This window comes from Pristimantibacillus sp. PTI5 (assembly GCF_048572955.1).
Taxonomy (GTDB): domain Bacteria; phylum Bacillota; class Bacilli; order Paenibacillales; family Paenibacillaceae; genus Pristimantibacillus.
Genome location: NZ_CP183886.1, coordinates 5,052,811 through 5,064,829, shown reverse-complemented (window position 1 = coordinate 5,064,829; position 12,019 = coordinate 5,052,811). Strand labels below are relative to the sequence as shown.

10 protein-coding genes are annotated in these 12,019 nt (G+C 48.6%); all 10 read right to left on the bottom strand.

The window, feature by feature from the left end; all coding sequences use genetic code 11:
- Positions 1–1,704 carry an ATP-dependent protease LonB gene (gene lonB / locus ACN6MW_RS22645; protein ID WP_364143321.1) on the bottom strand — a complete coding sequence of 568 codons (1,704 nt, stop codon included), beginning with the start codon at positions 1,702–1,704 and terminating at the stop codon, positions 1–3.
- A 168-nt stretch (positions 1,705–1,872) separates the two neighbouring features.
- Complete coding sequence (locus ACN6MW_RS22640) at positions 1,873–2,073, bottom strand: hypothetical protein (RefSeq protein ID WP_419872169.1); 201 nt, start codon at positions 2,071–2,073, stop codon at positions 1,873–1,875.
- A gap of 57 nt (positions 2,074–2,130) precedes the next feature.
- Positions 2,131–3,357: a Ger(x)C family spore germination protein gene (locus ACN6MW_RS22635; RefSeq protein ID WP_419872168.1), complete on the bottom strand. Its 1,227-nt coding sequence runs from the start codon at positions 3,355–3,357 to the stop codon at positions 2,131–2,133.
- Positions 3,354–4,457 carry a GerAB/ArcD/ProY family transporter gene (locus ACN6MW_RS22630; protein WP_419872167.1) on the bottom strand — a complete coding sequence of 368 codons (1,104 nt, stop codon included), beginning with the start codon at positions 4,455–4,457 and terminating at the stop codon, positions 3,354–3,356. The genes ACN6MW_RS22635 and ACN6MW_RS22630 overlap by 4 nt, the downstream gene beginning before the upstream one ends.
- Positions 4,454–6,025 carry a spore germination protein gene (locus tag ACN6MW_RS22625; protein ID WP_419872166.1) on the bottom strand — a complete coding sequence of 524 codons (1,572 nt, stop codon included), beginning with the start codon at positions 6,023–6,025 and terminating at the stop codon, positions 4,454–4,456. The genes ACN6MW_RS22630 and ACN6MW_RS22625 overlap by 4 nt, the downstream gene beginning before the upstream one ends.
- Positions 6,022–7,125: a GerAB/ArcD/ProY family transporter gene (locus tag ACN6MW_RS22620; protein WP_419872165.1), complete on the bottom strand. Its 1,104-nt coding sequence runs from the start codon at positions 7,123–7,125 to the stop codon at positions 6,022–6,024. The genes ACN6MW_RS22625 and ACN6MW_RS22620 overlap by 4 nt, the downstream gene beginning before the upstream one ends.
- Before the next feature lie 153 nt (positions 7,126–7,278).
- A complete protein-coding gene (gene ispG / locus ACN6MW_RS22615; RefSeq protein WP_419872164.1) occupies positions 7,279–8,388 on the bottom strand; it encodes a flavodoxin-dependent (E)-4-hydroxy-3-methylbut-2-enyl-diphosphate synthase in 1,110 nt (369 codons plus the stop codon).
- Between the two features lie 194 nt (positions 8,389–8,582).
- A complete protein-coding gene (gene clpX / locus ACN6MW_RS22610) occupies positions 8,583–9,839 on the bottom strand; it encodes an ATP-dependent protease ATP-binding subunit ClpX (RefSeq protein WP_076271649.1) in 1,257 nt (418 codons plus the stop codon).
- A gap of 16 nt (positions 9,840–9,855) precedes the next feature.
- Entirely contained in the window at positions 9,856–10,449 is a 594-nt protein-coding gene (gene clpP, locus ACN6MW_RS22605; protein WP_139991008.1) for an ATP-dependent Clp endopeptidase proteolytic subunit ClpP, read from the bottom strand.
- A 230-nt stretch (positions 10,450–10,679) separates the two neighbouring features.
- Positions 10,680–11,969: a trigger factor gene (tig, locus tag ACN6MW_RS22600; RefSeq protein WP_419872163.1), complete on the bottom strand. Its 1,290-nt coding sequence runs from the start codon at positions 11,967–11,969 to the stop codon at positions 10,680–10,682.
- Between the last annotated feature and the right edge of the window lie 50 nt (positions 11,970–12,019).

Below are 12,019 nucleotides of genomic sequence, written 5' to 3'. Positions count from 1 at the left end.
TCATTCTACGGAATCAGCCTGCAAATACGGAACGGCAGAAGCGATAAAAAGATCGGTTCCAAAAGGCGCTTCCACCCGCACGGAGGAACTCTCGGCGCCTGGAAACACGTATTTGAACACTTCTTCGACCTTTTCGACCGGAATAACCTTCAGACCTTCCAAGTCTGCAAAAATCGCCTGCCAGTTCTCTCTCGGAATAATGACCGTATTCGCGCCGGCTTGGAAAGCTGCCTCAACCTTAGCTAATACGCCGCCGACGGGCTTTACGTTTCCGTGAATGCCAACTTCGCCGGTCATGGCCAGCTTGTTGTCGATCGGAATGCCCTTAATCGCGGAAGTAATCGCCGTTGCCATTGCGATGCCGGCAGACGGTCCGTCGATTGGCGTGCCTCCAGGGAAATTGATATGCAAATCAAAATCCTGCGGATTTAGCCCAATGCGCCTTAATACGGTCAGCACGTTTTCAACGGAGCCTTTTGCCATGCTTTTTCTTCTAAGCGTCCGCGAGCCGCCGCCGAGCTCTTCTTCGTCCACAACGCCCGTAATCGTAAATTGCCCCTTGCCGGCAGCCGAAGGTATTGCGCTCACTTCAATCTCGAGCAGCGTTCCCATGTTCGGTCCGTACACCGCAAGACCGTTCACGAAGCCGACCTGCGGCGCTTCAGGCACCTTCCGGTCGGGACGCGGCGGTATTTGGCTGCTGTTCACGACCCACTCGATATCGCCGGCAGCGATGCTGTCCCGCTTCTCAGAGAGCGCTACGCCTGCTGCAAGCTGGATGACGTTTACTGCTTCGCGTCCGTTTGTCGCATAACGTTTGACGACATCGATCGCCTCCGGACATGGCGCGAAGCCGATTTTCTTCACCGCATTTTCCGCGACCAACCCGATTTCCTCAGCGAGGAGCGGACGGAAAAACACTTCCATGCAGCGGGAACGGATCGCCGGCGGGATCTCCTGCGGAGAACGCGTTGTCGCGCCCACGAGCCGGAAATCCGCCGGGAGACCGTTTTGGAAAATATCGTGAATATATACCGGAATGTTCGAATCCTCCGAATTATAATAGGCGCTCTCCAGGAACACCTTGCGGTCTTCCAGTACTTTTAACAACTTATTCATTTGAACCGGATGCAATTCACCTATTTCATCAATAAACAAAATCCCGCCATGCGCTTTCGTAACCGCGCCCGGCTTTGGCTGCGGGATGCCTGCAACGCCCATCGCGCCGGCGCCTTGATAAATAGGGTCGTGAACCGAACCTATTAATGGATCGGCAATGCCTCGTTCATCAAAGCGGGCCGTAGTCGCATCGATCTCCGTAAACTTCGCTTCCGGCAAAAAGGGCGACGAAGGATTCTTTTTCGCTTCCTCCAATACGACACGCGCCGCTGCGGTCTTCCCGACGCCCGGAGGACCGTAGATGATGACATGCTGCGGGTTAGCGCTGCACAGCGCCGCCTTCAAGGCACGCAGGCCGTCGCGCTGTCCTACGATGTCCTGCATAGCCTGCGGCCTTGTTTTCTCGGCAAGCGGCTTTGTAAGAGATACGCTTCTCAGCTTACGAAGCTTGTCCATCTCCTTGCGGGATTCTCGGTCAACCGCAGAGCGGTTCGTCTTCTGATTGCGCAGCAAATTCCAGAAATACAAGCCGATAACGACTGCAAAAAACACTTGGATCAACATCAATACAACACTTAAACTCATTAGTAACCCGCTCCTTTCAAGCGTAAACGGCTTAATCCGTCATAAATAGTAAAAGCTCGTTGAGCTCAGAAATACAACCCTTCCGTATTAAACATGCGTAATTGATAGTATTGCCCCTGAGAAGTGGTAATAACCGTTATCGCTGTTATTTTTCGCAAGCCCTTACGTCTAACCCATCCAGCTCATGATGCTAAAAAAACGCTTGATCGGCGCAAGCACGAAGGTCAGACCCGTAATGATTGTAAATGGCGGCCAATCGTACCACTGGGAAGCAAATAAATAGACGGACCACAGCATCATGACTGCATAAAGCGCAAAATCACGGTATAGCCCCCGTTTAAAAAGCGGTTTGATTCCTGCCCACAACAAGGCGATAATCGCCAGCGACATTATAACTGTGACAAAAGTTATGACACGCCCCCCTTTTTACTTTTTGCCCTCACGTAAATTATTGACATTTAACGGCTGATTGCTTAATCCCACATTGAGCAGCGTAACATCGGCAGCCACTTTGATTTCGATTTCGGAGAAAACGCTGTCCCAGTCCTTCTTCCATGTCCGCCACTGCTTTCGGTATTTGCGGTGCGCCATATCCGCGAAGCCCACGGCATCCGTCTTCAAACGTTGCGAGGCCCTCCAACCGGCATCCGTATAACGAAGAATTTCCTGTTCTGCTGCATTCTCAAGCTCGGCTACGATTTCCGGTTTATATAAATCCATTGAGCTGCAGTCTGATTGCGTCAGCACCGCTTTGCCTTTTATGTCCACCTTCACATTCAATTTGCCATCCGTTAATGAAGGCTTCAATTTCGTTTCTGATGTTCCCAATTGAATCGTTAAATGCTTATTTTTTTCCTCTGGGCATGCATAGGTCAATAAAGTTTTTTTAATGTCGTTACGCAAAAAAGCTACGCCGAGCGCCTCTTTCCGGGACAACCAGCCGACCATCTTGTCCTTTTTGATCACTGCGGCTCTGCCCAGCTTGATTTTTGCCGGCAATGTCGTGCTTTCGAACACTTGCAGCGAAGATACATCCGACTTGCCTGACAAGAATACCTCTGGCAGCAGGGCGCTCGCTGAATCGCTGGACAGATTCATGGCCAGCTGGAACAGCTTCACTTCCGGCAGAACGGAGGTATACATGGATTCCAGGTGATTGATCTCCCGAATGCCGTCGCCGGAAATTTTCTGAATTTGCATCATTTGCTCCAAAATTTTGCGGGCGCTGCCGGAAGTAACCAATACGTCGACCGTTTCCCGGGCATCGGTATTTCTCAAATAGACATCCAATATCGGATTTATGCCGCGACGCGCGGTCTCCTCGCTAATGACGATGACACGGTTATGGGCAAAATAAAGCTTGCGGGGGCTCTCAAAAAAACTGCGCGAGTTCGCTTCCTTTATCGTTTTCCCAACCGTCGAATAAACGTTAACCGGAGCGCCGCCGCCGCCGCCCATAATCCCGATCCCGGATGAGATGGCGGAAGGAATAAGCACTTGGAAGGATACCAGCCATTCCTCGCCCTTCCTGTCGATTGAGGTAGCTGACGTAATGGCCAACTCATTTAATTCAATCCTGCTCCAGCAGCCTGAGAGCATCAGCATGCACAGTGTTATCGTAAGCGGCAAACCAAACCTGCGCGCAATTCTCATACCCTCCCCTCGCTCGGTCTTGCCTTATGCCGCGTCCACCGGAGACCGCACCAGATCAGCAAGCAAATCGTATAATTGTTCAACAAGAAATAAATGGTCAGCGTCGTATAGCTGAATTCGGTTACGACGAGACTGTTAGGCCAGGCAAACAGCGCCGTTGCAAGTATACCTATGCCGCCGGCTGCGTAATGGCTGAAATGGGCCTTTAGCTTGAAGGTTTGAAAAGCCAGCTGGAAGAAGCCGTACATAAAAATCGAAACCTGCGCGAACATGGAGGCCGTCCAAGCGGATACCAGCAATACGTCGATTCTTTCGATAAATTGCCCGATTTCAACCGTACCGATAGCCGCAAATGCAGGATAGGACATAGCACTGATAATTTCGGTTCCAAAAACCGCTATCGTAACCGCCGTTACCAGGGTAAAGAGCAAGCCGGATATCACGGTTCCCCAGACCGCAATCTTTACCGCGGATGCGGTATTCTCCAGAAACGGCAAAAACAACAAAAGCACGGCCGTTCCGGAAAGGCAGCCTAGGGGCATGAAGCCCGAGGCGATATACTGATTGGCCGAGCTCTCTATAATCGGAAGAAATTGCTGCAAATCAAACTGCCACCATATGAGAAATAAATTTACTCCTAAAGAAAGCATAAAAACCAAGAACACAACAAAAATCACGCGGGCCAACGTTTCCTGCCCTTGCGACGCGGTAAATCCCGATACAAGCACAATAATCGCCGCCAGCATAAAAATAGGTGTAGTCTGCAATGTTTGTTCGGACATGAAATTGGAAAATTGTCTTACGACAACGGCCGCCGTAACGAAATAATAGCAGCATAAAACAAGCCCGATAACCGTTGCAATTCCTTTTCCAAACCGGCTTTGAAGCCACTCCAGTAGCGGCCTTCTTTCACCTTCCCGGCATATATATCCAATCACGCACGACAGCAGAAGCGAGACCGCCATCGTGAGCAGCACGGATATCCAGCCATCCTGCTTAGAGATTTGAATGACAAAGCTGGGAACATAGAGCAAGGAGCTGGGGACGATCGCAAATACAATGATTGCGATGGCCTGTAAATTCGTTATCCGCTGCGTCATTGCCCTTCACCGCCTTTCTCCGATCGTGCAGCCGCATGGTCTGATATGCTGCTTGGCGTCCCCTGTCGTACTGTTCCCGCTTTATTATCTAAGCTAGGGCGTTTCTTCATGGCCCACCATGGAACGCGTATGAAAACATCCTTCAAATTACTGGTCTTGAGCGGCGAGATCGGCGTCAAATAAGGAACCCCAAAGGAGCGAAGCGACGATAAATGGGTCAGAATCATCATCAGCCCTGCTAGAATGCCAAATACGCCGAAGGAGCCAGCAAGAATCATCAATAAAAAACGAATGAGCCGGGCAGCCGTGCCCATATTGATGGATGGAATAACGAAGCTGGCAATGGCGGTGAACGAAACAACGATAACCATCGCTGCGGAAATAAGCCCGGCCTGTACTGCGGATTGACCGAGCACGAGCGCGCCGACGATCGAAATGGCCGGACCGATGATCCGCGGCATCCTTACGCCGGCTTCGCGTAAAATTTCAAATGTTATCTCCATGATCATCGCTTCAACTAAAGCGGGAAACGGTACGCCCTCCCGCTGCGCAGCGATGCTGATTAACAGCTGGGTCGGCAGCATTTCCTGATGGAAGGTCGTGATCGCAATATAAATCGATGGCAGAAGCATCGAAGCTAAAAAAGAAAAAAACCGAATGATTCTCAAAAAAGTCGAGATATCATAGCGCTGGTAATAATCCTCGCTGGATTGAAAAAACTTAACAAACGTAACGGGAGCAAGCAGAACGAACGGCGTACCATCTACCACGATGGCAAACTGCCCCTCAAGCAAGCCGGCGGCAATCGCATCTGGCCGCTCGGAATTTTGAAGCAGCGGAAACGGGGTGAAGGTTTTGTCTTGAATAAACTCTTCAATATATCCGCTCTCTAAAATACTGTCCGTGTCGATTAAATCCAGTCTCCTGCGCACTTCCTCCAATACTTTTTCATCAGCGATTCCTTTCATGAAAACCAGGGCAACGGTCGTTCGGGTTTGATGCCCGATAATTCTGTACTCCATACAAAGATTAGTCGATTTTATTTTATTGCGAATAAGCGCCGTGTTGATGTGGAGCGTCTCCGTGAAGCCTTCCTTCGGTCCGCGAACAACGGTTTGCGTGCTTGGCTCTTCGACTGACCGTTTTTCCACGCCGCATGTAAAGGCAGCAACCGCTTCGTTAGAGCCATCAAGCAGCACAACCGTATTGCCTTCAAGCATAGCAAGCAATACTTCATCTAAACGATCGATCTTGTGGATACCGCCAATTGCGAGAGATCGGTAGAGTAAGCTCTGAAAAGGAGATTCCTCCAGTCCGTCACCGCTGCCGAGCGGAGGCTCGGTAATCATGCTCATTACCAGCAAATTAACTGCACTTGCATCCGTCATGCCTGCAATATATAAGAGAGCAGCTTTACTGCTTTTAAACATATGTAAGTGTCTAATAATGATATCCGGCTCTGTGCCGAGCTCATCGGTTACCATTTTAATATTCATTTCCAAATCGGCGGACAAACGCTTCCGGTCTTTGTCATCGGTGTCCATTCCCGTTTTTATTTCTTCATTCATTCTATTCGCACCTTTTCACTCCATCTCTTTTTGATCATTGCCAGCGCGAGCAGCAGCATGGGCACCAAAATCTGAAAGATCGGGAAATGGTATTTTACATTGTATTGAAAGCCGAACCACACCTGCTCCATATAGTTTCTAAACATAAACGATCCCCAAAAAATAATCGCCCCGACAAATACGATAATGTATTTGCTCTGCCGTTTCATAATTTGTGACAAAGCCAGCACTGCGCCAAAATAATAGGCGGTTAGCTTAAAAAACACTCCGGTAAAGAGAAGCAGCGCGACCAGCGGATCTATTCGTTCCAAAAATCGGGCGAACTCCATGTGGTTCGTCATCTGCATCAAGGGAATCGTAACCGTCCCCGCAAGACTCCCTAAGCCTGCCAAAATGAACATATTGGTGAAGGTAATGAACAAACCCGAAAACAAGAAACATTTTATGGTAAAGCTCACCATGCCTCCTGTAGGCTCCGTATATTTCCAAAACATTAAAAACAAAATAATCTCGCCGAAAGGGAAAGAAATCAGCTCCGGAAACGCTGCATCCCACACGGGCTTGAAGCCATCTTCGAGTATTGGCGTTAAATTCTCGAAATGCAGCAAACCCGAGCCTGTCAAAAGCAGAAAGAGAATAAGGTAAATAATTATTACGAGAGGCAGTATGGCCTCCGCCATTCGAAATAAAACATCAACGCCATGAAAAACGGTATAGGCGGACAATAAGCAGACAAAGATAATCAGCACAGTCAAGGGAGTCTGCGGAAGCAAATACATGATCATTAAATCGCCAAACTCTCTAACATTCCGAATCGATTTGTAACAGAAATACAATACATAAGCGATAGATACGATGTAGCCAAGGGGTCTTCCCAGCAATTCGAAAATAATCTCAATAAGATTTCTTTGCGGCATCAAGCGGTACAAGGCTAAATTCACCCCCCAAAGCAGGAGTAAACCGCATAGCATTCCCACAATAACGGCCAGCCAAGCATCCCTGGAAGCGTCGCTCGCCAGATAAAACAACGAAGAGCTGCCGATTAAAAACAATACAATCAAGGATCCAAGCTGATTTAGACTGATACGCTCCAAATTCACCCCCGCCTCTGCTCCTGAATCGTGTAACCAATATTTTTCCTTATTTCCCGAAAATTATGCGCCTTCTGGAAACGTGGCCGCCAGCCAGACAAATTTGCAATAAAAAAAGGCTTATTCACGTCAATAACTGACGTAAATAAGCCTTATTATCGGTTAAGCAGGCGTATGATGCTTCCGGCCCGGGATTTCTCCAGTCGCTTCAAACACGCGTACGATTTCATCAATTTCTTTCTTCAACTCATTCAGCAGTTCAGCCTCCGGCACTTTGCGAATCAGCTCTCCATAACGGAAAAGCATCCCTTCGCCTCTCGCTCCGGCAATTCCGATATCGGCTTCCCGTGCCTCGCCGGGACCGTTGACCGCGCAGCCAAGGACAGATACCTTAATCGGCACCTTGATTTTTGAAATGTAATCCTCTACCTCGTTAGCGATGGAGAACAAATCGATGTCCAGACGGCCGCAGGTAGGACAAGAGACAAGCGTTGCGGCATTCGTAATGAGTCCAAAGGTTTTGAGAAGCTCGCGGGCAACCTTAACCTCTTCCACCGTATCGGCGCTCAGGCTGATCCGCAGCGTGTTGCCAATGCCTAAAGCAAGCAGTGCACCGATACCGGCCGAGCTCTTGATCGTGCCCGTATGCAGTGTACCTGCCTCCGTAATGCCCAAGTGGAGCGGATATTTAATCACCTTAGCTGCCATCGAGTAAGCTGCAATGGCCATCGGAACATCGGAAGCTTTGAGCGACACGATGATGTCGTGAAAATCAAGCTCTTCCAAAATCCCAATATGGAAAAGCGCGCTCTCAACCATCGCCTCCGGCGTAGGATACCCGTATTTCTCTAGCAAATGATTTTCTAGAGAGCCGGCATTGACGCCAATGCGGATCGGGATTCCTTTTTCCTTACAGGCCTTTACGACCGCTTCAACCCGTTCGCGGCGTCCGATATTGCCCGGATTAATCCGGACCTTATCAATGCCGTTCTCGATGGCAAGCAGCGCCAAACGGTAATCAAAATGGATATCTGCTACAAGTGGAATATGAATGCGTTTTTTAATCTCTTTGATGGCTTCGGCTGCTTCCTTGTTATTGACCGTAACCCGAACAAGCTGACAGCCAGCTTCCTCAAGTCCCAAGATTTCTGCAACGGTCGCTTCCACGTCAGCTGTCTTAGTGGTGCACATACTTTGAATAATGACTTCGTTACTGCCGCCAATCGTTAGATTACCGACTTTAACCGCCACTGTATCTTGACGCAAGTACATAAGCTTATCTCTCCCATGAACGTCAAAGTCCACCCTTTGACTGGCGGCAATACAGCCGCTCGGCTGGGTGGAGACAATGACGGTAGTCAAGCGTAAACGGCAAAGCCGTCATTGGCGACAAAAGCTCGTTACGCGGAAGGCTATAAGCTAAGCGTAGCGCTTAGGCTCATAGCCCTTCTATTTTGAACGCTAGCTTACGCGCTCTCTTCTTTTTTCTTGCTCTTCTTAGCAGTCAGCTCAGGCATGATCTTCTCTTGAACCGTTTGCTCCGTAATCAGACAAGTACTTAGATCATCGCGTGATGGCACCTCGTACATGACTTCAAGCATAATGCTTTCGATGATCGCGCGTAATCCGCGGGCGCCGGTGTTGCGCTTAATCGCTTCTTTCGCAATGGCATCGAGCGCAGCCGGTTCGAAATCAAGCTTCACATTGTCCATTTCAAGCAACTTTTGATACTGCTTCACAAGCGCGTTCTTCGGTTCGGACAAAATCCGAACAAGTGCCGGCTCATCTAGCGGCTCAAGCGTCGAGATAATAGGCAAACGTCCGACAAACTCCGGAATGAGTCCGAATTTCAGCAAATCCTCCGGCAGTACCATCGTGAGGTATTCGCCAGCTTTCAGATCCTTCTGCAATTCGCCTGTGGAGCTAAAGCCGATGACCTTCTTACCGATACGACGTTTGATCAAAGACTCCAGCCCGTCGAACGCGCCGCCGCAAATGAACAAAATGTTCGTTGTATCGATTTGGATAAACTCTTGGTGAGGATGCTTGCGTCCGCCTTGCGGAGGAACGGAAGCCACTGTGCCTTCCAATATTTTCAGAAGCGCTTGTTGAACGCCCTCGCCTGATACATCGCGCGTAATAGACGGGTTTTCCGATTTGCGGGCTACTTTATCGATTTCATCGATATAGATAATGCCGCGCTCTGCTTTTTCCACATCGTAGTCAGCAGCCTGAATGAGCTTGAGCAAGATATTCTCAACGTCCTCACCGACATAACCTGCTTCTGTAAGCGAGGTTGCATCCGCAATTGCGAAAGGAACATTCAAAATCTTTGCCATCGTTTGCGCAAGCAGGGTTTTGCCTGATCCCGTAGGACCTAATAGCAAAATATTACTTTTTTGCAGTTCGACGTCTTCGATTTTGCTTCCGGAATTAATCCGTTTGTAATGGTTATATACCGCTACAGACAGCGATTTTTTCGCAAATTCTTGACCGATGACATAAGAATCCAGGATGGCCCGGATATCTTTCGGTTTCGGAATATCCTTAAGATCAAGCTCTTCCTCATTGCCGAGTTCTTCCTCAACAATTTCAGTGCACAGCTCGATACATTCATCGCATATATAGACGCCGGGACCGGCAACCAATTTACGAACTTGATCCTGCGATTTGCCGCAGAACGAACACTTTAACTGGCCTTTTTCGTCGTTGAATTTAAACATGTAATCACCCCTTCGATTAAATCGTCGATACCGGTGCTGTAATCACCTTGTCAATCAAACCGTAGGCAAGAGCCTCTTCCGCGCTCATGAAATTGTCACGGTCGGTATCGCGGTCGATTTTGTCATAAGGCTGTCCGGTGCGATCTACGTAAATTTGGTTTAGCTTTTGTTTCGTTTTCAAAATCCAATCCGCATGGATCTTGATATCGGATGCCTGGCCGCGTACGCCGCCAAGCGGTTGATGGATCATAACCTCTGCGTTAGGAAGCGCAAAACGCTTGCCCTTCGCGCCCGCTGTCAAGAGAAGCGAGCCCATGCTTGCTGCCATGCCCATGCAAATCGTGGACACCTCAGGCTTAATATATTGCATCGTATCAAAAATACCCATTCCCGCAGTCACGGAGCCGCCGGGAGAGTTAATGTACAGATGTATGTCTTTCTCTGGGTCGTCGGCCGCCAGAAACAGCAGCTGTGCAATGATGGAGTTTGCAACGTCATCATCGATTGCGCTCCCAAGGAAAATAATGCGGTCCTTCAGTAGACGGGAGTAGATATCGTAAGAACGCTCCCCGCGATTCGTTTGTTCGACTACGATCGGTACTAGATTCATGCGACCAACCTCTTTTCGTTTATGACTTTGGTTACTTACTTATTGTAACACGTCATCGTATTGATGTCATTTTTCCAATAATACATTATACGGCGACGGCCGTTCGATATGTACGGAGATTAGCCTCCAAAACAAGCACAATTTCATATGTAGGGTCAAAATAAGGCACGTACCAATGACGTGCCTTATCCTGGGTCTTGCTATTATTTAATTTTTTCGTATATGGCTTATTAAATAGCTTTGCTGTTATCAAGCAAGAACTTAATTGTTTTACGAAGTGCAATATCTTCTTGCAGGCTGTTAAGGTTACCGTTTTTCGTGAAAATCTCACGAAGCTCCTCGGAAGGACGGTTGTACGATTTGGACAGCTTCTCAAGCTCTTCGTTCAGATCCTCGTCATTCGCGGCAATACCTTCAGCTTTTGCAATGGCATCAAGCACAAGGTTGTTAAGAACGCGTTTTTGTGCGTCTGTACGCATTTGCTCGCGAAGTACCGTTTCGTTTTGGCCGGAGAACTGGAAGTATAGGTCCATGTTCATGCCTTGCATTTTTAGACGGTTCTCAAAGTCTTTGATCATGTAGTCCGTTTCGGAAACGATCATCGGCTCAGGAATTTCAACGTCTGCCGCTGCAGTAGCTTTGTCAACAACCGCGATTTCGCGAGCTTGCTCGCCCTCTTGGTTTTTGCGCTCTTGCAGTTTGGCTACAAGATCCTGCTTGTACTCTTCAAGAGTATCGAATTCGCTAACGTCTTTTGCAAACTCATCATCAAGAGCTGGCAGGTTTTTGCGTTTGATTTCATGCAGCTTCACTTTGAATACAGCAGGTTTGCCTGCAAGGTGCTCAGCGTGGTAGCTTTCAGGGAACGTTACTTCGATGTCCTTGAAATCGCCGATTTGCATGCCGGCTACTTGCTCTTCAAAGCCTGGGATAAAGGAGTTGGAACCAAGCTCCAGCGAATAACGCTCGCTTGCTCCGCCTTCGAATGGTTCGCCGTCTACATAGCCGTCGAAATCGATAACGGTGATGTCGCCGTTTTGCGCAGCGCCTTCTTCAACTACGGAAAGCTCAGCATGACGCTGTTGCAGACGCTCAAGTTCAGCCGCAATTTCCTCTTCCGTAACTTCTGCTACAACGGATTCAACTTCCAAGCCTTTGTATTCGCCAAGCGTAACTTCCGGCTTAACGATAACTTTTGCTTTGAATTTGAACGTTTCGCCTTTTGCGAATTGCTCAACATCGATCTCAGGACGGTCAACCGGCTCAAGATTGTGCTCGTTAACAGCTTCGGTATAAGCGTCAGGCAGCAGAATGTCAATTGCATCCTGGTACAGGCTCTCGATACCAAAACGGGATTCGAAAATGCCGCGCGGCACTTTACCTTTACGGAATCCAGGTACGTTTACTTTTTGAACGACTTTCTTAAATGCTTGATCAAGAGCATCAGCGACTTTCTCCGCCCCTACCTCCACGTCGATCGACACGATGTTCTTGTCTATTTTTTCCCAAGTTGCTTTCATTTTATGCCTTCCCCTCCGAAAATGCTCATGCATCAGTAGTATTCACGTTT

Excerpts from the sequence above, each read along its gene's own strand:
- lonB (WP_364143321.1), bottom strand. The coding sequence starts at position 1,704 with ATGAGTTTAAGTGTTGTATTGATGTTGATCCAAGTGTTTTTTGCAGTC.
- ACN6MW_RS22635 (WP_419872168.1), bottom strand. The coding sequence starts at position 3,357 with ATGAGAATTGCGCGCAGGTTTGGTTTGCCGCTTACGATAACACTGTGC.
- ACN6MW_RS22630 (WP_419872167.1), bottom strand. The coding sequence starts at position 4,457 with ATGACGCAGCGGATAACGAATTTACAGGCCATCGCAATCATTGTATTT.
- ACN6MW_RS22625 (WP_419872166.1), bottom strand. The coding sequence starts at position 6,025 with ATGAATGAAGAAATAAAAACGGGAATGGACACCGATGACAAAGACCGG.
- ispG (WP_419872164.1), bottom strand. The coding sequence starts at position 8,388 with ATGTACTTGCGTCAAGATACAGTGGCGGTTAAAGTCGGTAATCTAACG.
- clpX (WP_076271649.1), bottom strand. The coding sequence starts at position 9,839 with ATGTTTAAATTCAACGACGAAAAAGGCCAGTTAAAGTGTTCGTTCTGC.
- clpP (WP_139991008.1), bottom strand. The coding sequence starts at position 10,449 with ATGAATCTAGTACCGATCGTAGTCGAACAAACGAATCGCGGGGAGCGT.
- tig (WP_419872163.1), bottom strand. The coding sequence starts at position 11,969 with ATGAAAGCAACTTGGGAAAAAATAGACAAGAACATCGTGTCGATCGAC.